The organism is Labrys methylaminiphilus subsp. lupini (assembly GCF_051161885.1).
GTDB lineage: Bacteria > Pseudomonadota > Alphaproteobacteria > Rhizobiales > Labraceae > Labrys.
Genome location: NZ_JBMDIH010000001.1, coordinates 2336677 through 2359731, shown reverse-complemented (window position 1 = coordinate 2359731; position 23055 = coordinate 2336677). Strand labels below are relative to the sequence as shown.

Genomic DNA, 23055 nt, shown 5'->3' with positions numbered 1-23055 from the left:
CTTTTCGGCGAGGCCTCTTCCTGAAAAGGGAGGGGCCTTTTTCATGCACGTTCTGCGTGTTGTTGCAAAATCGCAACTGTCATGGACAAAGCCCTTTTGTGTCAGAACGATGACTTACCTTAACATTGTGTAATGTCTCGCCTGGGAGGAAAGCTTCGATATCGCGGTGCACAACGACCGCGCCTCTTCGATTGGCTGAATATTGGTTTGCCAGCTTTTCGAAGAGAGCGGCCCTGATTGAGGGCTATCTTATAAGATCGGGGTATTTCCATGTCTATTCGTGCAATTTTACTCGGCGCTGGCGCTGGATTTCTCAGCATCGTCGCAGCTTCTGCTGCGGACTTGCCCATGAGCAAGGGCGAAGCCGTTGAATATGTGAAGGTCTGTACGGCATTCGGTCCGGGCTTCTTCTACATTCCAGGTACTGATACCTGCCTGCAGATCAGCGGCCAGATCCGCGCTGACTACTGGTACATGTCGAACCCGGACGTGGCCAACAAGCGTAACCTCAATCAGACCCAGTTCCGCACCAATGCGCGTATCCGCTTCGATGCGCGTACCCAGACGGATTACGGTTTGTTGCGCTCCTTCTTCGAACTGCAGGCCGAGTCGAATGCTGGCGCAGCTCCGCCCTATGGTTCGAGCTCGGGTGTGCATGACACCTTCCAGGTTCGCCAAGCCTATCTGCAGTTCGGCGGCCTGACCGCCGGTTTCGCCTGGTCGCCCTACGCATTCTACGATCCTAAATATCAAGCCGAGTTTTTTGCGCCCTATTTCGGTGAGCAGGGCCGCCGTAATCTGATCAGCTACACGGCACAATTCGATAAGGCCTTCGCCACGCTGTCGATCGAAGACAACCGCGACCATCGCGCCGGCAACACTTTCGGCAACAACTCTGCCGTGCTCGTCAACGGTATCAACATCAACACGACCGGCGGTTCTCAGGTCCCCGATATCGTTGGCGTGGTGGGCTACGACGACAATAAGACCGGCTGGGGCCGCTTCCAGGTGATGGGTGCTCTGCATCAGAACCGCTCCGCACTGGCCCGCTATGGCGATACATGGGGGTACTCGATCGGTGCTGCGGGCAACGTCAACTTCCCGGTGCTTGAAGGGGCCTATATCGCAGCCGAAGGCAGCTACTCCGATGGTGCGGTGAAGTATCTTGGTGTGGGCGGTTCCCAGCCAAATGGAGCCTTCGGTGGCAGTAGCGTTCTCGGCTTCGGCGGGGCGGATGCCTATGTTTCTACGGCGGCTCCCTACGATCTCGACCGTGCGAAGGGTTGGGCCATCCAGGCCGAAGCGGGCCTCAAGTTTACGCAGCAGTTGCAGGCCGTGCTGTTCGGGGGCTACCTGAGCTATGATGCTCCGAATATTGCCACCAACACTGCCGACAACTTCAAATATTATGTCGTCGGCGGCCAGCTGAACTACACCGTGGTGAAGGGCTTCATTGCCGGTGCCGAAGTCTGGTACCAGAACAAGGATCGCGACGGCGACGTGCCGAAATATGACAGCGTCGGCGCTGGCGTGCGTCTGCGCCGCACCTTCTAAATTTCGCGCCAAAATATCTGAAAACGCTGCGCCCTCGGCGCAGCGTTTTTGCGTTATGAACTCGCCCTCAGTTCTGATTGGCCGGGGTAAGATCGGTGCCGTTCAGGCTGCCGATATAGTCGGTTAGCATCGGCACGTAGCGCTGCGCGCCACCGGCGGCCATCGCCACGCCGAACGAGTTCTTCACGGCATTGCCGATCGGATTGACCAATCCTGCCGCACTGGCCATCGCCTCCAGATAGCTTAGATCCTTGTAGGCGTTGGCGATGGTGAATTTGTGGGCATCCTTGTCGCCCTCCAGGACCCAGCGCGAAAAGGTCTGGTAGAAACCGCAATCCATGCGGCCGCCGCGGATGACGCTGTCGAAGCGCTTGGGTGTGATGCCGACCTTCTGCGACAAAGCGAGGGCCTCGGCATAGAGGGCGGCATAGCCCAACGACAGGAAATTATTGAGCAGCTTCATGCGGTGACCGTCGCCCGTGCCACCGATATGCACGATGCGTCCGGCCCAGGTTGATATCACCGGCTTGAGGCGCTCGAACAGGGCGTCGCTTGCGCCGACCATGGTATCGAGCGTGCCTTCCCAGGCTTCCTTCGGCGTGCGGCCGAGCGGCGCATCGGCGTAATCGATGCCGGCTTCGGCGAGTTCGGCCGCGAGGGCGAGGGTGGAATTGGGATCGGAGGTCGAGCAGTCGACGACGACGGATCCCGGCTTCAGGCCGGCCTTCAGCCCATCGGGACCGTGTACCAGCGCTTCCACCTGTCGCGAACCGGTGACGCAGAGGAAGACGATGCTGGAAGCGGCGCCCACCTCGCGCGGGGTCTTGGCCTCCTTGGCGCCGCGGGCCACGAGATCCTCCACCGGCGCCCGGTTGCGGTGGCCCATCACCGTCAGGGCGTAGCCCTTCTCCACGATGTTCTTGGCCATGCCATGGCCCATATAGCCGACCCCGATGAAGCCGACGCTTTCCTGCGCATTCGTCATTGCAATCGTCCCGTTTCCTGTCCCGCATTTCCGACGCGGGTTGCCGGCGCATCCTGCCGACGGTGAGTGTGGACGGGGAGGGGCTACGGGCGCAAGCCCGATGGTGCAATGGTATGATGATTTATCGAAGGTCGGCCTGCCCCGAGCAGTCAGCTTCTGTTAAATAAGAACGATGAGAACAAAAATAGAACTTGCATGAATGAGAACAAAATGGGTACATACCGCCACGGGGCTTTGAATTGCGACAAGATGCAAGCCCAGTGTTGAAAACGATTGGTTCGGATGACGAATCCGTTCGTGCTTGATAGGGAAACGGGCATATGAGTCAGACGCAGCTGCGCTTGGTCGAAGGAAGCTCCATGGACAAGACGAAGGCGCTCGACGCCGCCCTATCACAGATCGAACGCGCTTTCGGCAAGGGCTCGATCATGCGGCTCGGCAAGGGTTCCAAGACGATGGAGGTGGAGGCGATCTCCACCGGCTCCCTTGGTCTCGATATTGCGCTCGGTGTCGGCGGCCTGCCCAAGGGGCGCGTCATCGAGATCTACGGGCCGGAATCCTCGGGCAAGACCACGCTGGCGCTGCACAGCGTCGCCGAGGCCCAGAGGAGAGGCGGCGTTTGCGCCTTCATCGACGCCGAACACGCGCTCGATCCGGTCTATGCCCGCAAGCTGGGCGTCAATCTCGACGAATTGCTGATCTCGCAGCCCGATACCGGCGAACAGGCCCTTGAAATCTGCGACACGCTGGTGCGCTCGGGGGCGATCGACGTCATCGTCATCGATTCCGTGGCGGCGCTGACGCCCAAGGCCGAAATCGAAGGCGAAATGGGCGATGTGCAGCCCGGCCTGCAGGCCCGCCTGATGAGCCAGGCGCTGCGCAAGCTGACGGCCTCGATCGGGCGTTCCAACTCGATGGTCATCTTCATCAACCAGATCCGCATGAAGATCGGCGTGATGTATGGCAGCCCGGAAACCACTACGGGCGGCAACGCCCTGAAATTCTATGCCTCGGTCCGCCTCGACATTCGCCGAATCGGCGCGATCAAGGACAGGGAAGAGGTGGTCGGCAACCAGACCCGCGTGAAGGTCGTCAAGAACAAGGTGGCGCCGCCCTTCAAGCAGATCGAATTCGACATCATGTATGGCGAAGGCATCTCGAAGGTGGGCGAATTGGTCGACCTCGGCGTCAAGGCCGGCGTGGTCGAAAAATCCGGCGCCTGGTTCAGCTATGAGAGCCAGCGTCTCGGCCAGGGCCGTGAGAACGCCAAGCAGTTCCTCAAGGACAATCCGGATGTGGCGGATAAGATCGAGGGCCAGATTCGCCAGAATGCCGGCCTGATTGCCGAGCGTATCCTCGACAATATCGACCCGTCCGAAGCCGAGGGCGAATGAGGTCGGCCTCGACCGGCTTCTCACGTCTGGCCTAAGCAGAGCCAATTCACACCGAATAACCCGTCTGTCGCTCCCGGCAGTCGGGTTTTTCATGTATGCGCGCCTCGACAGGCCGAAACAGCCCCGCTACAACGCCCCACCACCATGTTGCTGGCCATGCCGAAAGGAAGGGACCAGCCAAAACAGGCATTTAGGCCAAATAGGCAAATTGGACATGAGCGGCGTCAACGAGATCCGATCCACCTTCCTCGACTATTTCGTGCGGAACGGCCATGAAGCCGTGGCGTCTTCGCCGCTGGTGCCACGCAACGATCCGACCTTGATGTTTACCAATGCCGGCATGGTGCAGTTCAAGAACGTCTTCACCGGCATCGAGAAGCGCTCCTATTCGCGTGCCGCGACCTCGCAGAAATGCGTGCGCGCCGGCGGCAAGCACAATGACCTCGACAATGTCGGCTACACGGCGCGGCATCACACCTTCTTCGAGATGCTCGGCAACTTTTCTTTCGGCGATTATTTCAAGGATCGCGCGATCGAACTCGCCTGGAACCTGATCACCAAGGATTTCGGCCTGCCGGCCTCCAAGCTCTTGGTGACCGTCTACTCCGAGGACGATGAGGCGCATCGGCTGTGGAAGAAGATCGCCGGCCTGTCGGACGATCGCATCATCCGCATTCCGACCTCGGACAATTTCTGGCGCATGGGCGATACCGGGCCCTGCGGCCCCTGCTCGGAGATCTTCTACGATCATGGCGAGCATATCTGGGGTGGCCCGCCCGGTTCGCCGGATGAGGATGGCGACCGCTTCATCGAGATCTGGAACCTCGTCTTCATGCAGTTCGAGGAATTGGTCGGTGGCGAGCGCGTCAACCTGCCGCGCCCCTCGATCGACACCGGCATGGGCCTCGAGCGCATCGCCACCGTGCTGCAGCACAAGCACAACAATTACGACATCGACCTCTTCCAGGCCTTGATCCGCGCGTCGGTGGAGGCGATCGGCGTACCAGCCGAAGGGCCGGCGCTCGCCAGCCATCGCGTCATCGCCGACCATTTGCGGGCTTCCTCCTTCCTGGTCGCCGACGGCGTGCTGCCGTCGAACGAGGGCAGGGGCTATGTGTTGCGCCGCATCATGCGCCGCGCCATGCGTCACATCTCCCTGCTCGGCGCCAAGGATCCCGTCATGTGGAAGCTGGTGCCCGCGCTGGTGCGCGAGATGGGCGCCGCCTACCCCGAACTCGTGCGGGCCGAGGCCCTGATCAGCGAGACCCTGCGCCTGGAAGAAACCAGCTTCCGACGCACGCTGGAGCGCGGCCTTGCCCTGCTCGACGCCGAGACCGTGAAGCTCGGCGACGGCCAGGTCTTTTCGGGTGATGTCGCCTTCACCCTCTACGACACCTATGGCTTCCCGCTCGACCTGACACAGGATGCGCTGCGCGCGCGCAACATCTCGGTCGATCTCGAAGGCTACCAGGCTGCCATGCAGCAGCAAAAGGCCAAGGCGCGGGCCGCCTGGGCAGGATCCGGCGATGCGGCCACCGAGACAGTCTGGTTCGGCCTGCGCGAGCAGGTCGGCGCCACCGAATTCCTCGGCTACGAGACGGAGACCGCCGAGGGCGTTGCCCTGGCCCTGGTCAAGGACGGCAAGCCGGTCGATCACCTCGGCAAGGGCGAGAAGGGCTTCCTGATCCTCAACCAGACGCCGTTCTACGGCGAGTCTGGCGGCCAGCAGGGCGATGCGGGCACGGTGCAGGCCGGTGGCCTGAAGGTCACCGTTACCGATACCCAGAAGAAGCTCGGCGATCTCTTCGTGCATGCCGTCACCGTCGAGGAGGGCACGCTCAAGGTGCAGGAGCCGCTCGAACTCGTGGTCGATCATGCGCGCCGCTCCGCGATCCGTGCCAATCACTCGGCCACGCATCTTCTGCATGAGGCCTTGCGCCTGACGCTGGGCGATCACGTTGCCCAGAAGGGCTCCTTGGTGGCGCCGGACCGTCTGCGTTTCGACTTCTCGCATCCCAAGCCCATTTCGGATGAGGAACTCAAGGAGATCGAGGATCTCGCCAATGCCGTCGTGCTCGACAACAGCGAGGTGACCACGCATCTCATGAGCGTGGACGATGCGATCGCTTCCGGTGCGCGGGCGCTGTTCGGCGAGAAATATGGCGACGAGGTCCGGGTCGTCTCGATGGGGCAGCGCCAGCCCGGCTCGAACAAGGCCTGGTCAGTGGAATTGTGCGGCGGCACCCATGTGCGGCGTACCGGCGACATCGGCCTGATCCGGATCGTCTCCAACGGCGCGGTCGCAGCCGGCGTGCGGCGCATCGAGGCGATGACGGCGGACGGAGCCCGTAAGCATCTGGTCAATGAGAGCCGTCTGCTCCAGGGATTGGCCGATGTGCTGCGCACGCCCGTGCCCGAAGCCGGGGACCGCCTTGCCAATCTGGTTGAGGAGAACCGCAAGCTCGAACGTGAACTGACCGAGGCGCGCAAGAAGCTCGCCATGGGCGGCGGCGGGGGCGACAGCGAAATCCGCATGGTCGGCAAGACCCGGCTGCTGGCCAAGGCGGTTACCGGCATCGAGTTGAAGGATCTCAAGGCGCTGGCGGACGAAGGCAAGAAGCAGGTCGGTTCCGGTGTCGTGGCCATCGTGGCGACCTCCGAGGATGGCCGTGCCGGCCTTGTCGTCGGTGTGACGGCGGACCTCGCCGGCAGCTTCAATGCCGTCGATCTCGTGCGCAAGGGGTCGGAAGCTCTCGGCGGCAAGGGTGGTGGTGGACGGCCCGACATGGCCCAGGCCGGTGGCCCCGACGGTGCCAAGGCCCAGATTGCCCTCGACGCCATCGCCGCAGCGCTGGCAGAGGCCTGAGCCGATGGCCCAGCCCAACACGCCGGACTGGATGAGGCCGCTCTGGGTTCGCGTGCTGCTTTGCGTGCTGCCGGCGGTCTGGGCCGGGGTCGAACTCTACAATGGCAACCAGTTCTGGGGCCTGATGTTCGCGGCTGTCGCCGCCTATGGGCTGTGGACCCAGGTCATTCAATATCGTCCGCCGGAAGAGTGAAGCTGGCGGGCTTCAATCCCCTTCGAACGGAGCCGGTATGAGCGCCTATCCCGTCTATGCATTCGACAATGCCATCGTGCGCCTGCCGCCGGCGAGCGTGATCCAGGGCCTGCGGGCCGAGGATCGGGGTGCGCCGACCCATGAAGGGGTTTCGACCGAGCACCGCCTCTATATCGAGGCCTTGCAGGCTGCGGGGGTTGCCGTCGAGGTACTGCCTGCCCTGGAGACTTTCCCGGATTCGCTGTTCGTGGAAGATCCGGCCCTGGTGTTCCCGGAAGGCGCGATCCTGCTGCGGGTCGGCGCCAAGAGCCGTTTCGGCGAGACGGCCGAGATTGCGCCCGTGCTGCGCGGCCGCTTCGACAAGGTCCTGGCGTTGCAGGGGCCGGGTTTTGTCGATGGCGGTGATGTGCTGGTGACGCCCCAGGCGGTGATGATCGGCCTCTCCGACCGCACCACGCGGGAAGGTGCGGAGGAACTGATCCGCCTGTTGGCTGAACTCGGCCGCAAGGGCGTCGTCGTCACCACGCCGCCGGGTGTGCTGCATTTCAAGTCCGATTGTTCGTTGCTCGACGATACCACCATGCTGTCGACGGACCGACTCGCCGCTTCGGGCGTGTTCGAGGGCATGCGGGTACTGCTGACGCCGGAAGGCGAGGAGGCGGGTGCCAACGCGCTGCGGGTGAACGACCGGGTTTTCATCGGCATCGACTATCCCCGCACGGGAACCTTGCTCGAAGCTGAAGGCTATAGTGTCGTCCGGCTGCCGACATCTCAGATCGCCAAGATCGATGCAGGCCTGTCCTGCATGTCGCTGCGCTGGCACGCCTGAGGCGGCGTTCCGCCACCAATATCCGTAGACTTTCGTGAAGACTGAGCCCGGGGAACCGATTCTCGACCGGCGTCTCGGGTTCGGTCGTTTCTCAGTGCGGTTTCATCGTCTTGGCGAAACCAGCCTCCAGGCGCCTGTAGACAGCTTCGATCACCAGCGTGGTGATGAGATAGCCGACCGCCACCACCAGGAGCGGCGTATAGGTGATCGCCTCGCGTGAGCGGATGATGTTGATCTGGCCCAGAAGGTCCTGGACGCTGACCAGATAGGCCAGAGCGGTCGATTTCAGGCAGAGCACCGTCTCACCGGCAAAGGTCGGCATCATCGCCTGCATGGCGCGGGGCAGCCAGATGCGGCGCACCAGCGCGAAGCCGCGAAAGCCGTAGGCGCGAGCCGCTTCCAGCTCGCCACGGGGCACCGACAGCAGGGCCCCGCGCACGACTTCGCCGACATAGGCGCCGACACTCAGCACCAGGGCGAAGATGACGTAGTAATAGCCATCCTTCAGGATCGGCCAGATGAAGGATTGCCGGATGCCGGGGATGGAAGGAAAGAGCGAGCCCAGGCCCTGGTAATAGACGAACATCTGCACCAGCAAGGGCGTGCCGCGAATGACGGACACGAAGCTGGAGGCGATGGCGTAGACCAGCTTGTTCTTGGAAACCCGGCCGAAGCCGACCAGAACGGCCAGGGGAAAACCGAAGAGCAGTGAGAAGAACAGCAGCTTCAATGTGGTGAAGAAGCCGCTGAGGATGGCCGGCCAATATTTGCCGATCCAGCCGAAATTGTCGAAAAACCAGCTTGCCAGATCCGCGGCCATGGTCACCCCAGCTTGGGAGTCCAGCGCCGGATGTGACGCTCGAACATTTTGATGAAGATGTTGGAGAATTGCGTCAGCGCGTAATAGATCGCGCCGCAGAGCAGCAGGAAGGGAAAATACATGCGCGTCGACGCGGCAGCCTGCACGGCCGTGAAGGTGAGCTCGTTATAGCCGACCACGAAAATCAGCGCCGAGTCCTTCAGCATGGTCATCCAGAGATTGGTCAGGCCGGCAAAGGCGAAGGGAATCATCAAGGGCAGGACGACGCGCCGGAACAGGCCGAAGCCATGCATGCCATAGGCGCGGGCCGCCTCGACCTGGCCTTTCGGCAAGGCGAGCACGGCACCGCGCAGAATCTCCGAGGTATAGGCACCGTTGACCACGCCGAGCACGGTGATGGCGGCGAAGAAACCGCCGATTCCCAGCGTGCCGTAACCCAGCCAGGCCATCAGGGCATTGAGGCCCTGCTGGCCGGCATAATAGAGGATCAGGATCAGCAGCACCTCGGGCACGGCGCGGCAGATGGTGGAGTAGCCATTGGCGAGCGCGACCAGCCAGCGCGGCCCACGCAATTTGGCCCAGGCGACGAGGCCGCCGATCAACAGGCCGGTCAGATAGCCACCGACCGAGATTTCGATGGTGATGACCAGGCCCTGGAGCAGCGATACGCCCCAGCCGGTCATCAGCAGATTCCAGAAAGCTTCCACGCCCGACCCCGCAGAAAGAAGAGGAGCCGGCCTGAACTCTCAGGCCGGCTGGAGAAAGCTCGGTTCAGCTCAATAGGAGCGAACCCAGCGGCCTGCCTCATTTCGGCGGCGTACCGACGTCGTACTTGAAGTATTTCTTCTGGATCGCATCGAACTCGCCATCGGCATAGACGGCCTTGATGCCGGCATCGAGCTTTGCCTTCAGGTCGGTGTCCTCCTTGCGCAGGCCTCCGCCGACGCCGGCTTCGAACACCGGATCCTTGGGGAAAAGCTTCATCTCGCAGCATTGGCCGTCCTTGCCGGCCAGGAAGTCGTCGAGCGCGGCGGCATCGGCCATCACCAAGTCGAGACGGCCCGCCGCCAGATCGGCATTGGCCTGATCCTGGGTACCGTAGCTCTTGATGTCGGCATCGGGATAGGTCTTCTGGACATATTGGGCGTGAATGGTGCTGGTCTGCACGCCGATCGACTTGCCTTTCATGCCCTCCGGCGTGAAGTCGAACTTGTCGGCCTTGTTGCCGATGAATTCCGGCGGCGTGTTGTAATAGCGGATGGTGAAGCCGATCTGGGCCGAGCGTTCCGGCGTGATCGTCATCGAGGCCCAGATCACGTCGATCTTCTTGGCGATCAGGGCGGGGATGATGCCGTCCCAGGCGGTGGCGACGACCTCGCAGTCGAGCTTGGCGGCCTTGCAGACAGCCTTGGCCAGATCGACTTCGAAGCCGACCCACTGGCCGGAGGCGTCCTTCGAAGCGAAGGGTGGATAGGGTTCGGCCGCGACGCTGACCTTGATGGTGTCGGCCTGGGCTGAGGCGAAGGCCACACCCCAAAAGAAGGCGCTCGCCACGAGGAACTTGGCGTTGAAGTGTTTCATTTTGGTCCCCTGATGGATGTCTGTTTTTTCAACGTTTTCTTGGGTTTTCGTACTTGATGCGTGAGTTCTGGTGCCCTCCTGCCCCCCGAACTTTTTCGTCAAGCGAACCTGACTGCCATGCAGGTCGTGCTAGTGCTGGCGCGGCGTGACGAATTGACGGCAACGCTCGCTGTTGGGATTGCCGAACACCTTCCGTGGCGGACCTTCCTCCTCGACATTGCCGTTGTAGAGATACATCACATGGTTGGCGACATCGCGGGCGAAGGCCATTTCGTGAGTCACCAGCAACATGGTGCGGCCCTCGGCGGCGAGATCGCGGATGACCTTGAGCACCTCGCCAACCAGTTCCGGATCGAGCGCCGAGGTCGGCTCGTCGAACAGCATCACCTTGGGCCGGATGGCAAGGGCGCGTGCGATCGCCGCGCGCTGCTGCTGGCCGCCGGAGAGGAAGGCGGGATAGACGTCCTTCTTGGCGTAGAGGCCGACCTTGTGCAGCAATTGCTCGGCATGGGCTGTAGCCTCGGCCTTGCTTTCGCCAAGGACATGCACCGGCGCCTCGATGACGTTTTCGAGCACGGTGCGGTGCGCCCACAGATTGAAACTCTGGAACACCATGCCCAAACGGCTGCGGATGCGCTGGAGCTGCTTGTGGTCAGCCACCGACATGGCGCCATGGCCGTCCGGCTTCAGGCGAATCTCTTCGTTCCCGATCAGGATGCGGCCGGAATTGGGAACCTCCAGCAGATTCGTGCAGCGCAGCATCGTGCTCTTGCCCGAGCCTGACGCTCCGATCAGGGCGATGACATCACCTTCATGGGCCGTAAGGGAAACGCCTTTGAGGACTTCCAGGAGGCCGAAACTCTTGTGAATATTGTCGAGTTGAACAACGGGTGTCCGGCTCGCTCCCGCTTGTGGGGCGTCCTCTGGCATAAAGCGACCTCATCTGACGTTCGGTTGCCCAGAACTGTATCAGCCATTTCAGTTTGCACAAGGTGCGGGCAGCCACTCTTGTCGATAACGACATGCTCTGGTCTTTATCCGCTGCATGAGATAGGCAGGTCGCGAAACTGGAACCCTGCCTATGTCGCTAGCCGCCTCCATTCGCAAAGTCCTGGTGCCGATCAATCGCGAGGGCTATCCCTTCCTCGGGATCGCCGGCGTGGCCACGCTGATTGCGCTGGTATGGATCAAGGTTCTGTTCTGGCCGCTGCTGATCATCACGGCCTGGGTCGCCTATTTCTTCCGCGACCCCCAGCGGGTGACGCCGGTGCGCGAGGGCCTGGTGGTCTCGCCGGCCGATGGCGTGGTCAGCCAGATCGCCAATGTGCTGCCGCCACCGGAGCTGGGACTGGCCAACCAGTCACTGTTGCGCGTCTCGGTTTTCATGAACGTCTTCGACTGCCACGTGAATCGCAGCCCAGTGACGGGGACGATCACCAAGATCGCCTACAAGCCCGGCAAGTTCCTCAACGCCGATCTCGACAAGGCCAGCGAGGACAATGAACGCAACAGCTTCATCATCGACACGGGAACCAGCCGCTACGGTGTGGTGCAGATAGCCGGCCTGGTGGCGCGGCGCATCGTCTGCTGGACCAACGAGAACGAGCACGTCGCCGTCGGCCAGCGCCTGGGCATGATCCGCTTCGGCTCGCGCGTCGACGTCTATCTGCCCGAAGGGGTGCGCCCCCTGGTCGGTATCGGCCAGAAGATGGTGGCCGGCGAGACGATCCTGGCGGATGCCAATGCCGCGATGCCGAATTTGACCCATCGCGTCGGCTGATCATGGACCCGCTCTTCCCGCCTTTTCAGCCTGGAAGTCCGGATCCCGAGGGAACGAAGCGGCGTGCCATTCCGCTGCGCGTGCTGATTCCCAACATGATCACGCTCCTCGCGCTCTGTGCGGGCATGACGGCCATTCGCCTGGCCATCGAGAACAAGCTCGACCTCGCCATCGGCTGTATTGTGGTCGCGGCGCTGCTGGACGGTATCGACGGGCGTGTGGCGCGTTATCTCAAGGGCACCTCGAAATTCGGTGCGGAACTCGATTCGCTTGCCGATTTCGTGAATTTCGGCGTGGTTCCCGGCATCGTCCTCTATTTTTGGGGATTGCACGATCTGCGATCCATTGGGTGGATCGGCTCGCTGGTTTTCGCCATCTGCATGGTGCTGCGCCTTGCCCGCTTCAACGTGACGAGCAGCGATCCCAACCGGCCGGCCTTCCAGGCGAACTTCTTCACCGGCATGCCCGCACCGGCCGGGGCCTGCACGGTGCTGCTGCCGATCTATCTGGATTTCCTCGGCCTCACGCATGAGCCGAGCCATGCCAAATATGAGCTCGCCTATGTGCTGCTCATCGCCTTCCTGATGATCTCCACCATCCCAACCTTCTCGGGCAAGAAGCTGGGCAACCGCATTCCGCGCGAATGGGTGCTGCCGATCTTCGTCGTCGCCGTGGTGGTGGTGATGCTGCTGGCGCTCTATCCGTGGGAGTCGCTGACTTCGCTAACCGTCGGCTATCTGGCGACCATTCCATTCGGCGTCATCTATTATCGCAAGCAGGCGCAGGCCCATCAGGCCTCGCTACAGGCGGAGCAGAAGAGCGAGTAAGCCGGTGAGCCGGTCTTCTCAGCTCCACCAAGAGATGGAGCGTGACCGGCAGCTCCCCTCCGGGAGCAAGACATATCAATGCCGGTCCGAAGACCGGCACACCGAATTACACCGGCTTGGCCAGCACGTGCTTCTTCTTGCCCATCGACAGCTTGATCACGCCGTCGGCGGTGACGTCGGCCTTGGTCAGCATAGCCTTGGGATCGCTGACCACGACGTCGTTGACCCTGAGGCCGCCGTTGGCGACCTGGCGGCGGGCCTCGCTGGTGGACGGCACCAGGCCTGCCTGCACGAAGGCATTGAGGAGGCCGACACCCTCGCTGAGGCCCGGCAGCTCGAAGCTCGGCAGGTCGCCGGCCAGCGTGCCTTCCTCGAAGGTCTTGCGGGCGGTTTCCTCGGCAGCCTCGGCCTTGTCGCGGCCATGGACGAGCGCGGTCGCCTCGGTGGCCAGGCGCTTCTTGGCTTCGTTGATTTCCGAACCACCAAGGGCGGCGAGGCGGGAAATCTCGTCAAGCGGCAAAGTGGTGAACAGCTTGAGGAAGCGTTCGACGTCGGCGTCCTCGGTGTTGCGCCAATACTGCCAGTAGTCATAGGCCGAGAGCATGTCGTCGTTGAGCCAGACGGCGCCGGCGGCGGTCTTGCCCATCTTGGCGCCCGAAGCGGTGGTCAGCAGCGGGCAGGTAAGGGCGTAGAGCTGCGGCGTGCCCATGCGGCGGCCGAGATCAATGCCGTTGATGATATTGCCCCACTGATCCGAACCACCCATTTGCAACACGCAGTCATGGCGCCTGGAAAGTTCTACAAAATCATAGGCTTGCAGGATCATGTAATTGAACTCGATGAAGGAGAGCTCCTGCTCGCGGTCGAGCCGCAGCTTCACCGAATCGAAGGACATCATGCGGTTGACCGAGAAGTGGCGACCGATGTCGCGCAGCATCTCGATATAATTGAGCTTGGTCAGCCACTCCGCATTGTCGGCCATGATGGCCTTGTCGTTCTCGTAGCTGATGAATTTGGAGAAGACGCGCTGGATGCTGCGCTTGTTTTCCTCGATCTGTTCGAGCGGCAGAATACGGCGGGTCTCGTCACGTCCCGACGGATCGCCCACGCGCGTCGTGCCGCCGCCCATCAGGGTGATCGGGCGATGGCCGGTCCGCTGCAGCCAGTGCATCATCATGATTGGTACGAGATGGCCGATATGCAGCGAGCTTGCCGTGAGATCGACACCGACATAGGCGGTGATACGCCCGGCGGCCGCCTTTTCGTCGAGGCCCTCGAGATCCGATACCTGGTGGATATAGCCGCGCTCGGTCAGGGTGCGCAGGAAATCGGATTTTAACGCGGTCATGGCAAACGCTCTCAAACGGCATATAACTTCTCTAGGCGCCGTCTAACAGGTTTGGCGGCGCTTTGGTACAGGGGTGCCGAGAAATCGGGTGATTTGCGCATGAAGACGATGATGACGGCACTCGGGCTGATGTCCGGGACCTCGATGGACGGTATCGACGCCGCCCTGATCGAGACGGATGGTCTTGATACGGTCGAGATGGGACCGACGGTCGAACTCGCCTATAGTGAGGAAGAGCGCACTTTACTGCGGCGGGCTCTCGCCGATGCGGTGGCGGTGAAGAGTCGTAACGAGCGCCCCGGCGCTCTGGTCGCGGCCGAGCGGCTGATCACCCGCAAACATGCCGACGTCGTTTCGGATTTCCTGAAGGCGCATGATCTCAGTCCTGACGATATCGATGTCATTGGCTTTCATGGCCAGACGGTGCTGCATCGCCCGCAGGAACGGCTGACGGTGCAACTCGGCGATGGTCAGGCGCTGGCCGACAGTCTCGGTATCCGGACCGTCTATGACATGCGGGCCGCCGATGTCGCCGAAGGGGGGCAGGGCGCGCCACTGGTGCCTGTCTATCACCAGGCGCTGGTGCAAGCCGCCAAACTGGCCGGTCCCGTCGCCGTACTCAATCTCGGCGGTGTCGGCAATGTCAGCTACGTCGCCAAGGGGCGCGATCCGATTGCCTTCGACACCGGACCCGCCAATGCGCTGATCGACGATCTGATGATGGAGCGCACCGGAGTCGCCCTGGACCAGGACGGCCGGCAGGCTCTGGCCGGCAAGGTCGACGAGAACATACTCGGCCAATTGATGGCGCATCCCTATTTCGGTGAGGCACCACCCAAATCGCTCGACCGCAACGCTTTTTCCCGCGAGGCGGTTGCGGATCTGCCCACGCCGGATGCGGTGGCGACCCTGGCCGCCTTCACCGCTCGCAGCGCGGCGGCGGCGCGGCAATGGCTGCCTGCCGAGCCGAAATTATGGATCGTCTGCGGTGGCGGTGCCCGCAATCCGGCAATTCTCAATTTCCTGCGCGCCGAGACCGGCGTGCCGGTGCGTACGGCTGACGAGTTCGGCTGGTCGGCTGCCATGATGGAAGCGCAGGCTTTTGCCTATCTGGCTGCTCGATCCCTGAAGGAGCTACCCTTGACCTTTCCATCCAGCACCGGCGTCGGCAAGGCGCTCACCGGCGGCATTCTTGCTGTGCCGGGCCAGAAGCGGGTGGGCGCATGATCGGTCGCCTCAATCACGTCGCCATAGCCGTGCGCAACCTCGATGCTGCGACATCCGTCTATCGCGATACGCTAGGCGCGCATGTGTCGCAGCCCCAGGCCCTGCCGGAGCACGGCGTCACCGTGGTCTTCATCGAATTGCCCAACACCAAGATCGAGCTCCTGGAACCACTGGGCGAGAACTCGCCGATCACCCGTTTCCTCGACAAGAATCCCGACGGCGGCATGCACCATATCTGCTACGAAGTCGACGACATCCTGACCACCCGGGACCAGTTGAAACAGGCTGGAGCGCGCATTCTCGGCGATGGCGAACCGAAGATCGGCGCGCACGGCAAGCCGGTCCTGTTCCTGCATCCCAAGGATTTCTCGGGAACGCTGGTGGAATTGGAACAGGTTTGAGGCGCGACTGCCTTCTCCCCTTGCGGGAGAAGGCAAATGCGCTTCATTCGTCTTGAGTGAGAGGTATCGACTCAGCCGTTGCTCTTGCGCCGGATCGGCGTGAGCAGGAAAGACGGCACGTGGTCGCCCATGCCGATCACAACCGGACCGTCATCCTCGTCGCGCCGATGGGGCCTGGAGGATTGCGGGCGGCGCTGTTCAGTCGTTTGCTGCGGCTCGTGGCGCGGCACTTTGGGCGTCTCGTCGCGTTCGCGCGCTGGTTTCGCCTCGCGTTCGCGCGGGGGCTCCACCTCGCGGGATTTGGCCTCGCGAGACTTGCCCTGCTGCCGAGGCTCCTCGCTTTTGCCGCCGCGCTCGCGACGTCCGCGCCGCGGCTTGGCGTGGATCTCTTCCTCGTCGTCCCCCTCGATCGGAGGCGGATCGCCGGTGAAGGGAATCTTGATGCCCGTCAACGTCTCGATGGCCGCGACATGCTTGCCGTCAGCCGAGGAAACCAGCGAGAAGGCCCAGCCGGAGCGGCCCGCGCGGCCGGTGCGCCCGATGCGATGAATGTAATCGTCGGCATGGACAGGCACGTCGAAATTGAAGACATGGCTGACTTCGGGAATATCGAGGCCGCGCGCGGCGACGTCCGAAGCCACCAGGATCGGCATCTCGCCATTGCGGAAACTTTCCAGCGCGGCCATCCGGGAGCGCTGATCCATGTCGCCATGCAGCGCGACGGCACCGAAGCCGTGGCGCACCAGCGACCGGTGCAGGATGGCGACTTCCGACTTGCGGTTGCAGAAGACGATGGCGTTCTGGAGGTTCTCCGCCGAGCGGATCAGCCGACGCAGGGTCACGCGCTTTTCGGCGGGCGTCGACTTGGTGTGCACCAGCGCCTGGGTGATCGTGGCGGCAGCGGTGGCGGGGCGGGCGACCTCTACCTGTACCGGATTGTGCAGGAACTGGTCGGTGATGCGCTTGATCTCGGCCGGCATCGTCGCGGTGAAGAACAGGGTCTGCCGGGTGAAGGGCACCAGTTTGCAGACGCGTTCGATGTCGGGGATGAAGCCCATGTCGAGCATACGGTCGGCTTCATCGATGACGAGAAGCTCCACGCCGGTGAGCAGCAGCTTGCCACGCTCGACATGATCGAGCAGGCGGCCGGGCGTGGCGATCAGCACGTCGACGCCACGGGTGATCTTGGCGTCCTGGTCACCGAAGGAAACGCCGCCGATCAAGAGGGCGACCGACAGGCCGCTCTTGTTGCCATAGCGGTCGAAATTCTCCTGGACCTGTGCCGCCAATTCGCGGGTCGGCTCCAGGATCAGCGTGCGCGGCATGCGGGCGCGGGCGCGGCCCTTCTCCAGCAGCGTCAGCATCGGCAGGGTGAAGGCCGCCGTCTTGCCGGTGCCCGTCTGGGCGATGCCGAGTACGTCGCGACGCTGCAGCACGTGCGGAATGGCCTGGGCCTGGATGGGCGTGGGGGTAGTGTATCCGGCCGCTTCCACAGCAGCGAGGACCTTTGACGAGAGACCGAGTTCAGCGAAGCTCATTGCGGAAATGTCGAACCTACAGAGGCCGCCCCGATCGGACGGCAGAGGGCGGCTCGCATCGCCGCACGGACGAACAGGGCCCTATCGGGTGGGCCCGGACGGCGCGACCATAGGGTTAGGACAGGAAATGTCAATGGTTTTGCCAGCTAAAGCCACGATTTCCGCTTGTTTCTCAGGCCTTTTCTGCAGATTTGCAGCTTGGTCGGCGATGGCCACGATGATGACGCGGCAAGGGGGCACGCCCAAACAGCCGGGATGACGATCCTTCCGTTACGTCAGTTTTGGTCGCAACGAGCCTGATGAAGGGTACAAAAGCAAGAAGGCGGGCATTGGCCCGCCTTCTTCTGCATGGGTTTGAATGGGCCTTACTGAGCCGCGGTTTCAGGCTTCTTCTTGGCGGGTTTGACCGGGGGCTTGGCCGGCTTGGCTTCGGCGGTCTTCACCGGGCGCGGCTTGGGCTTCTTGACCACAGGCGCTTCGGTGGCGTCGCCGAAACGCTCGTTGATCTTGCGTGCGATGGGATCATCACGTTGGGCTTCCGGATCCATCGGCAGAATCGTCTCGATCGGATCGGCTTGGTCGATCGAACCGGTCTGATCCTGAATGATCGGAAATTGCGGCGCGACGGTGGGATCGGCAGCAGCCTGTATCGAATTGGCATTGGCCGCAGGCAGAGGTGCAGCCGGCGCCGGAGCGAGGTTGGCAATGACCGGTGCCGTCACAGGGGCTGGCACAGTCACCGCCGCGGCGGCGGCTGATACGGCCGGTGTTGCGTGGATTGAGCGGGCGGCGTCGATGGCGCCGACGAAAGCCACAAAACCAGCGGCGACCAAGGCACCTTCTCGGTTCAGTTTCCAGTGATGGCGGGCCCGATAGGCAGTGTGCCAAAGCCAGCCGACAGTGATATCGACAGCACTTGCGACCAACATGACGAACTCCAACTCAACGCGACCTCAGTGAGAATCACTATTGCGCGGGATGGTGAAGAAAAACTTGCCAAGGCGAATCAAGACGCAAGAAATTTTGCCGGGGTAAGTTTTGTCAGGTGGTGTGAAGGGGTTTTCCTGGGAGCGCGGACTTCTCAGCCCCGTGAATTCACGGGGCGATGTCCGCTCTTCTCCCTCTGTTGGCGCGATGTTTCCAGGAGCGGACTGGAAGTCCGCACTCCAGACCTACAGCAAAGCCCGGATCTTCGCGGCATGCTGGGCGAGGACGGCGTGATCGGCCATGGCGCGGGGACGGACGGGAACACCCGTCTTCATTGGCAAGACGTGGAAATGGATATGCGGCACTTCCTGCCCGCCCGAGACTTCCGAATGCAGGCGCAGCGTGTGGCCGTCCGCGCCGAACGCTTTACAAGCGGCCAGGGAGACCTTCTGGGCGACCTGAACGAGATAGCCGAGTTCCTCCGGCGCTACATCGAAGATGTTGCGGGCGGGCTTCTTGGGGATCACCAGGGCGTGGCCGTCGACGATAGGCATGATGTCGAGAAAGGCGAGGGTGCGATCATCCTCGTAGAGCGTGTGGTTGGGAATTTCCCCACGCAGCAGCTTGGCGAAGATGTTGTCGGGATCATAAGCGGTCATGCCGCTATCCTTTCCTGAAGGGCGTTGCCTCGTCGAGAGCTTCGTGATGGGCGGCAATCTCAGCGCGTTCATGCGCGAGATAGTCGTCGACCGCCCGACGGAAACCGGGATCGGCAATATAATGGGCGGAATAGGTTGTCACGGGCCGATAGCCACGAGCGAGCTTGTGCTCGCCCTGGGCCCCGGCTTCCACGCGCCGCAGACGGCGTTCGATGGCGAACTCGATGGCCTGATGGTAGCACACCTCGAAATGCAGGAAGGGATGGTCCTCGATACAGCCCCAATTCCGGCCGTAAAGCGTGTCAGAACCGATGAAGTTGATGGCTCCGGCGATGTAACGTCCCTCGCGCCTGGCCATCACCAGCAGGACATGCTCGGCCATGGTCTCGCCGATCAAGGCATAGAATTTGCGGTTGAGATAGGGGCGCCCCCATTTGCGGGAGCCTGTATCCATATAGAAGCCATAGAAGGCGTCCCAGGCCTCCTTCGTAATAGCCGTTCCGGTCAGCCTTTCGATGGTGATGCCGTTGGCGAGCGCATCGCGCCGCTCGCGCTTGATGGTCTTGCGCTTGCGTGAAGCAAGAGAGGTCAGAAAGGCCTCGAAATCGTCATAGCCCTCATTGAGCCAATGGAACTGCTGGTCGGTGCGCTGCAGGAACCCCTGGCCGCCAAGCCATTGCCAGTCGCCATGGCCGATGAAGGTGGCGTGGATCGAGGAGCCGCCGATGGAAGACAGGGCTGCCTTGGCGCCTCTCACCAGGGCGGATGAGACGAGCTCGGGATCCTCGTTCGGGGCGACGAGGAAGCGGCGGCCCGTGGCCGGCGTGAAGGGGATGCTGACCTGGAGTTTGGGGTAATACTGCCCGCCGGCGCGCTCATAGGCATCGGCCCAGCCCCAGTCGAAGACATATTCGCCCTGGCTGTGGTTCTTGCCGTAAGCGGGCGTGACGCCGGCGACGCGACCGTCTTCATGGGTGACGAAGAGATGAAGAGGCGTCCAGCCCGAGCGCCCGCCGACACAGCCGCTTGCTTCGAGAGCGTGCAGGAAATCGTAGGAAATGAAGGGATTGAAATGCTCGGCCGAGGGATCTGGAGCCGCCACTTCGTCCTCGGCGCCCAGCCGTCGGCTAGAAGAACAAGGCTGGGGCGTTGCGGCGAGGGGATTGGCACAGCGATCCCAGGCCTGGCGTCCAATGGCTTCGATCGAGGAAGCTGCCTTGATCGTAAAGCCGTGTTCGCTCAAGCTCGCATTCCCTCTACTGACGCCTGCCAGAGGAATTTGGGCACAATCGTCCCGGATGCAAGGGGCATGGTTCAAACTCATGCCCCTGCCAAAGCTCGACCTCAGGGCGTTTTGCGATTCGGCGGAGACGCCAGGAAATGCAAGGACGCGCCGAAACAAAGAACTAAAGCAAAGAAGCGTTCGGCTTGAATGCGCTTTGCTCTAGGCGACTTCGATCAGGGCTTCCACCTCGACAGTGGCGTCGAGAGGAAGCGAGGGCACGCCCACGGTGGAGCGGGCATGGCGTCCCTTGTCGCCGAACACCTCGACCATCAGGTCGGAGGCACCGTTCATCACCATCGGATGGGTGGTGAATTCCGGAGCAGCGGCGATGAAGCCGCCGAGGCGGACCACGCGCACCACATTGTCGAGGGAGCCGACGGCGGCCTTGATCTGCGCCAGAATGTTGATGGCGCAGTAACGGGCCGCGACGCGGGCGTCCTCGACCGTGACCGTGCCGGTGCCGAGCTTGCCGGTCGCGGCCAGCTTACCCTCATGGTTGAAGCAGAGTTGGCCCGAGATCACGAGGTGATTGCCGGTGCGCACCGTGCCGACATAATTGGCGACAGGAGCGGCCGGGGTGGGCAGGGTGATGCCGAGTTCGGCAAGGCGGGCGTCGATGGCGGACATGGAGGGACCTCATTGGGAAGGGCGGACATCTCGTCCGCTCTTGGACGCAGTGCGACTATGAAAGGAAGAGCGGGCTGGAAGCCCGCGCTCCAGAAATCAGGCCATGGCCTTCTTGAGGTTCTCGTCGATCTTGTCGAGGAAGCCGGTGGTCGACAGCCAACTCTGATCGGGGCCGACCAGCAGGGCCAGATCCTTGGTCATGAAGCCGGTCTCGACCGTGGAAACGCAGACCTTCTCCAGCGTGGCGGCGAATTTGGCGAGTTCGGCATTGTCGTCGAGCTTGGCGCGATGGGCAAGGCCGCGCGTCCAGGCGAAGATCGAGGCGATGGAGTTGGTCGAGGTCTCCTTGCCCTTCTGGTGCTCACGGTAATGGCGCGTCACCGTACCGTGGGCGGCTTCGGCTTCCACCGTCTTGCCGTCGGGGCTGAGCAGCACGGAGGTCATCAGGCCGAGCGAGCCGAAGCCCTGGGCCACGATGTCGGACTGCACGTCGCCATCATAGTTCTTGCAGGCCCAGACATAGCCGCCGGACCATTTCAGCGCCGAAGCGACCATGTCGTCGATCAGGCGATGCTCATAGGTGAGCTTGCGCTTGTCGAATTCGGCCTTGAATTCACTCGCGAAGACTTCGGCGAAGATGTCCTTGAAGCGCCCGTCATAGATCTTGAGGATGGTGTTCTTGGTCGACAGGTAGACCGGGAAATTGCGGGCCAGACCGTAATTGAAAGAGGCGCGCGCAAACTCCCGGATGGACTCGTCGAGATTGTACATGGCCAGCGCCACGCCATCGCCCGGCGACTTGAACACTTCCTTCTCGATCACCGTGCCGTCCTCGCCGACGAACTTGATCGTCAGCGTACCCTTGCCGGGGAAGCGGAAATCGGTGGCGCGATACTGGTCGCCGAAGGCATGGCGGCCGACGACGATCGGCTGGGTCCAGCCCGGTACCAGGCGCGGTACGTTGCGACAGATGATGGGCTCGCGGAAGATCACACCGCCGAGGATGTTGCGGATGGTGCCGTTGGGCGACTTCCACATTTCCTGGAGATTGAACTCTTTCACACGGGCTTCGTCCGGCGTGATGGTGGCGCATTTCACTGCCACGCCGTGGCGCTTGGTGGCCTCGGCCGCCTCGACGGTAACCTTGTCGCGGGTCTTGTCCCGGTTCTCGATGCTGAGGTCGTAATAGTCAAGCTGGAGGTCGAGATAGGGGAAGATCAGCTTGTCCTTGATCTGCTGCCAGATGATGCGGGTCATCTCGTCGCCATCCATATCGACGACCGGATTGGCCACCTTGATCTTCGCCATCGTACAAGCCTCATTCATTGGGAAATATCGGCGGCGCTATAGCACCGCCTTTCGGCCGGGGGAAGTTCGCCGGAGCAAAGTGCGTTTGGGGGAAAACGCACTTTGGCCTAACTCCCCGGTTCAACGCGTCTTTGCGATTTGAGGCGTCTCATTCAAATCAAAAAAGCTTGAGGCAGGGACAATGGCTGTTTGCCGGGCGAAACCCGGTCTTCATGGCGAGGCCTGGGCCTGCTTGGCCTCGGCGACCAGCCTGTCGTCGATTTCGCGGGCCCGGATGGCGGCGGGACGGTTGGCGATTCGCTGCCAATAGGCGGCGAGAGCCGGGCGCGGTTCGATCGTCTTGAACATCAGGCCCCAGCCGATCTGCGAACCGAAATAGACATCCGCCGCCGAAAAGCGGTCTCCTGCGATGAACTCGTTCTGGGAGACCGCATAGTCGAGCGCATCGATCACGTCGGCATAGCAGCCATAGCCGACCATGCGCTTGCGCTCGTCGGGGATCTCGATATTGAGCGCCTTGTTGGTCACGGCGGCCTCGACCGGGCCGGCCGCGAAGAACATCCAGCGATAATAAAGGCCCCGCTGCGGCGAGCCGGATGGAGGCGCCAGTTCGGCCTGCGGAAAGGCATCGGCGAGATAGGCGCAGACGGCGCCGCCCTCGGTGACGACCACGCCCCGATGCGAAATGGCCGGCACCTTGCCCATCGGGTTGAGGGCGAGATAGTCGACGGACTTCATGCTGGTGCCGAAGTCGAGGATCTCGGTGCGATAGGGCTGGCCGGTTTCCTCGAGCATCCAGCGGGCAATGCGGCCGCGCGACATTGGATTGGTGTAGAAGACGAGTTCATCGCTCATGGGATTGCCCTCCTGGAGGTGGTGGCGGGAGCATAGCCATGCGGCCGGATT

The 23055-nt window shown here is 62.3% G+C and carries 22 protein-coding genes; 9 read left to right on the top strand and 13 right to left on the bottom strand.

Annotated elements, in window-relative coordinates:
- Nucleotides 1-270: 270 nt before the first annotated feature.
- A complete protein-coding gene (locus ACN6KF_RS11160; RefSeq protein WP_434956912.1) occupies nt 271-1554 on the top strand; it encodes a porin in 1284 nt (427 codons plus the stop codon).
- A 67-nt stretch (nt 1555-1621) separates the two neighbouring features.
- Here ACN6KF_RS11160 and ACN6KF_RS11155 read toward each other — a convergent pair whose 3' ends face one another.
- On the bottom strand, nt 1622-2539 hold the full coding sequence (locus ACN6KF_RS11155) for an NAD(P)-dependent oxidoreductase (RefSeq protein WP_434956911.1): 918 nt from the start codon (nt 2537-2539) through the stop codon (nt 1622-1624).
- Nucleotides 2540-2859: 320 nt separating this feature from the next.
- Here ACN6KF_RS11155 and recA point away from each other — a divergent pair, with 320 nt between their 5' ends.
- The 4 genes from recA (at nt 2860) to ACN6KF_RS11135 (ending at nt 7821) form a co-directional block, all read left to right on the top strand.
- Nucleotides 2860-3933: a recombinase RecA gene (recA, locus tag ACN6KF_RS11150; protein WP_434956910.1), complete on the top strand. Its 1074-nt coding sequence runs from the start codon at nt 2860-2862 to the stop codon at nt 3931-3933.
- Nucleotides 3934-4147: 214 nt separating this feature from the next.
- On the top strand, nt 4148-6799 hold the full coding sequence (gene alaS, locus ACN6KF_RS11145; RefSeq protein WP_434956909.1) for an alanine--tRNA ligase: 2652 nt from the start codon (nt 4148-4150) through the stop codon (nt 6797-6799).
- A gap of 4 nt (nt 6800-6803) precedes the next feature.
- The gene (locus ACN6KF_RS11140; protein ID WP_434956908.1) at nt 6804-6992 is read left to right on the top strand and encodes a hypothetical protein; all 189 of its coding nucleotides are present in this window, start codon (nt 6804-6806) and stop codon (nt 6990-6992) included.
- Nucleotides 6993-7029: 37 nt separating this feature from the next.
- The gene (locus tag ACN6KF_RS11135; RefSeq protein ID WP_434956907.1) at nt 7030-7821 is read left to right on the top strand and encodes an arginine deiminase family protein; all 792 of its coding nucleotides are present in this window, start codon (nt 7030-7032) and stop codon (nt 7819-7821) included.
- 91 nt (nt 7822-7912) lie between these two features.
- Here the strand turns inward: ACN6KF_RS11135 and ACN6KF_RS11130 are convergent, their stop codons facing one another.
- The 4 genes from ACN6KF_RS11130 to ACN6KF_RS11115 form a co-directional block, all read right to left on the bottom strand.
- Nucleotides 7913-8641 (bottom strand): ABC transporter permease subunit, encoded by a 729-nt coding sequence (locus tag ACN6KF_RS11130; RefSeq protein ID WP_434956906.1) that lies wholly within the window; start codon nt 8639-8641, stop codon nt 7913-7915.
- A gap of 2 nt (nt 8642-8643) precedes the next feature.
- A complete protein-coding gene (locus ACN6KF_RS11125) occupies nt 8644-9324 on the bottom strand; it encodes an ABC transporter permease (RefSeq protein WP_434959652.1) in 681 nt (226 codons plus the stop codon).
- Between the two features lie 121 nt (nt 9325-9445).
- Nucleotides 9446-10222 (bottom strand): transporter substrate-binding domain-containing protein, encoded by a 777-nt coding sequence (locus tag ACN6KF_RS11120; RefSeq protein WP_434956905.1) that lies wholly within the window; start codon nt 10220-10222, stop codon nt 9446-9448.
- A gap of 129 nt (nt 10223-10351) precedes the next feature.
- On the bottom strand, nt 10352-11152 hold the full coding sequence (locus tag ACN6KF_RS11115) for an ABC transporter ATP-binding protein (protein WP_434956904.1): 801 nt from the start codon (nt 11150-11152) through the stop codon (nt 10352-10354).
- A gap of 151 nt (nt 11153-11303) precedes the next feature.
- Here ACN6KF_RS11115 and ACN6KF_RS11110 point away from each other — a divergent pair, with 151 nt between their 5' ends.
- Nucleotides 11304-12002, top strand: coding sequence for a phosphatidylserine decarboxylase (locus ACN6KF_RS11110; protein ID WP_434956903.1), 699 nt, complete (start codon nt 11304-11306; stop codon nt 12000-12002).
- A gap of 2 nt (nt 12003-12004) precedes the next feature.
- Entirely contained in the window at nt 12005-12829 is an 825-nt protein-coding gene (gene pssA, locus ACN6KF_RS11105) for a CDP-diacylglycerol--serine O-phosphatidyltransferase (protein ID WP_434956902.1), read from the top strand.
- Nucleotides 12830-12935: 106 nt separating this feature from the next.
- Here pssA and tyrS read toward each other — a convergent pair whose 3' ends face one another.
- On the bottom strand, nt 12936-14177 hold the full coding sequence (tyrS, locus tag ACN6KF_RS11100) for a tyrosine--tRNA ligase (RefSeq protein ID WP_434956901.1): 1242 nt from the start codon (nt 14175-14177) through the stop codon (nt 12936-12938).
- A gap of 99 nt (nt 14178-14276) precedes the next feature.
- On the opposite strand from tyrS, the gene ACN6KF_RS11095 reads away from it, so the two are divergent.
- Nucleotides 14277-15404 (top strand): anhydro-N-acetylmuramic acid kinase, encoded by a 1128-nt coding sequence (locus ACN6KF_RS11095; RefSeq protein WP_434956900.1) that lies wholly within the window; start codon nt 14277-14279, stop codon nt 15402-15404.
- On the top strand, nt 15401-15805 hold the full coding sequence (gene mce, locus ACN6KF_RS11090; RefSeq protein ID WP_434956899.1) for a methylmalonyl-CoA epimerase: 405 nt from the start codon (nt 15401-15403) through the stop codon (nt 15803-15805). Before ACN6KF_RS11095 ends, mce begins: the two co-directional genes overlap by 4 nt.
- A gap of 71 nt (nt 15806-15876) precedes the next feature.
- Here the strand turns inward: mce and ACN6KF_RS11085 are convergent, their stop codons facing one another.
- The 7 genes from ACN6KF_RS11085 to ACN6KF_RS11055 all read right to left on the bottom strand — a co-directional run bounded on the left by ACN6KF_RS11085 (nt 15877) and on the right by ACN6KF_RS11055 (nt 23004).
- Nucleotides 15877-17343 (bottom strand): DEAD/DEAH box helicase, encoded by a 1467-nt coding sequence (locus ACN6KF_RS11085; RefSeq protein ID WP_434956898.1) that lies wholly within the window; start codon nt 17341-17343, stop codon nt 15877-15879.
- A 365-nt stretch (nt 17344-17708) separates the two neighbouring features.
- Complete coding sequence (locus ACN6KF_RS11080; RefSeq protein WP_434956897.1) at nt 17709-18272, bottom strand: hypothetical protein; 564 nt, start codon at nt 18270-18272, stop codon at nt 17709-17711.
- A 243-nt stretch (nt 18273-18515) separates the two neighbouring features.
- On the bottom strand, nt 18516-18929 hold the full coding sequence (locus ACN6KF_RS11075; RefSeq protein ID WP_434956896.1) for an HIT family protein: 414 nt from the start codon (nt 18927-18929) through the stop codon (nt 18516-18518).
- 4 nt (nt 18930-18933) lie between these two features.
- A complete protein-coding gene (locus tag ACN6KF_RS11070; RefSeq protein ID WP_434956895.1) occupies nt 18934-20172 on the bottom strand; it encodes a GNAT family N-acetyltransferase in 1239 nt (412 codons plus the stop codon).
- Between the two features lie 201 nt (nt 20173-20373).
- Entirely contained in the window at nt 20374-20841 is a 468-nt protein-coding gene (locus ACN6KF_RS11065; RefSeq protein ID WP_434956894.1) for a RidA family protein, read from the bottom strand.
- 96 nt (nt 20842-20937) lie between these two features.
- Nucleotides 20938-22149, bottom strand: coding sequence for an NADP-dependent isocitrate dehydrogenase (locus ACN6KF_RS11060; RefSeq protein WP_434956893.1), 1212 nt, complete (start codon nt 22147-22149; stop codon nt 20938-20940).
- A 210-nt stretch (nt 22150-22359) separates the two neighbouring features.
- Nucleotides 22360-23004, bottom strand: coding sequence for a glutathione S-transferase family protein (locus tag ACN6KF_RS11055; protein WP_434956892.1), 645 nt, complete (start codon nt 23002-23004; stop codon nt 22360-22362).
- Nucleotides 23005-23055: the final 51 nt, after the last annotated feature.

Bases quoted from the DNA above. Each gene is read 5' to 3' on its own strand.
- ACN6KF_RS11060 (WP_434956893.1), bottom strand. From the start codon at position 22,149: ATGGCGAAGATCAAGGTGGCCAATCCGGTCGTCGATATGGATGGCGAC.
- ACN6KF_RS11110 (WP_434956903.1), top strand. From the start codon at position 11,304: ATGTCGCTAGCCGCCTCCATTCGCAAAGTCCTGGTGCCGATCAATCGC.
- ACN6KF_RS11065 (WP_434956894.1), bottom strand. From the start codon at position 20,841: ATGTCCGCCATCGACGCCCGCCTTGCCGAACTCGGCATCACCCTGCCC.
- ACN6KF_RS11115 (WP_434956904.1), bottom strand. From the start codon at position 11,152: ATGCCAGAGGACGCCCCACAAGCGGGAGCGAGCCGGACACCCGTTGTT.
- pssA (WP_434956902.1), top strand. From the start codon at position 12,005: ATGGACCCGCTCTTCCCGCCTTTTCAGCCTGGAAGTCCGGATCCCGAG.
- ACN6KF_RS11130 (WP_434956906.1), bottom strand. From the start codon at position 8,641: ATGGCCGCGGATCTGGCAAGCTGGTTTTTCGACAATTTCGGCTGGATC.
- ACN6KF_RS11085 (WP_434956898.1), bottom strand. From the start codon at position 17,343: ATGAGCTTCGCTGAACTCGGTCTCTCGTCAAAGGTCCTCGCTGCTGTG.
- ACN6KF_RS11125 (WP_434959652.1), bottom strand. From the start codon at position 9,324: ATGACCGGCTGGGGCGTATCGCTGCTCCAGGGCCTGGTCATCACCATC.
- mce (WP_434956899.1), top strand. From the start codon at position 15,401: ATGATCGGTCGCCTCAATCACGTCGCCATAGCCGTGCGCAACCTCGAT.
- ACN6KF_RS11120 (WP_434956905.1), bottom strand. From the start codon at position 10,222: ATGAAACACTTCAACGCCAAGTTCCTCGTGGCGAGCGCCTTCTTTTGG.
- ACN6KF_RS11155 (WP_434956911.1), bottom strand. From the start codon at position 2,539: ATGACGAATGCGCAGGAAAGCGTCGGCTTCATCGGGGTCGGCTATATG.
- ACN6KF_RS11055 (WP_434956892.1), bottom strand. From the start codon at position 23,004: ATGAGCGATGAACTCGTCTTCTACACCAATCCAATGTCGCGCGGCCGC.
- tyrS (WP_434956901.1), bottom strand. From the start codon at position 14,177: ATGACCGCGTTAAAATCCGATTTCCTGCGCACCCTGACCGAGCGCGGC.
- recA (WP_434956910.1), top strand. From the start codon at position 2,860: ATGAGTCAGACGCAGCTGCGCTTGGTCGAAGGAAGCTCCATGGACAAG.
- ACN6KF_RS11095 (WP_434956900.1), top strand. From the start codon at position 14,277: ATGAAGACGATGATGACGGCACTCGGGCTGATGTCCGGGACCTCGATG.
- ACN6KF_RS11080 (WP_434956897.1), bottom strand. From the start codon at position 18,272: ATGTTGGTCGCAAGTGCTGTCGATATCACTGTCGGCTGGCTTTGGCAC.
- ACN6KF_RS11075 (WP_434956896.1), bottom strand. From the start codon at position 18,929: ATGACCGCTTATGATCCCGACAACATCTTCGCCAAGCTGCTGCGTGGG.
- ACN6KF_RS11140 (WP_434956908.1), top strand. From the start codon at position 6,804: ATGGCCCAGCCCAACACGCCGGACTGGATGAGGCCGCTCTGGGTTCGC.
- ACN6KF_RS11135 (WP_434956907.1), top strand. From the start codon at position 7,030: ATGAGCGCCTATCCCGTCTATGCATTCGACAATGCCATCGTGCGCCTG.
- ACN6KF_RS11160 (WP_434956912.1), top strand. From the start codon at position 271: ATGTCTATTCGTGCAATTTTACTCGGCGCTGGCGCTGGATTTCTCAGC.
- alaS (WP_434956909.1), top strand. From the start codon at position 4,148: ATGAGCGGCGTCAACGAGATCCGATCCACCTTCCTCGACTATTTCGTG.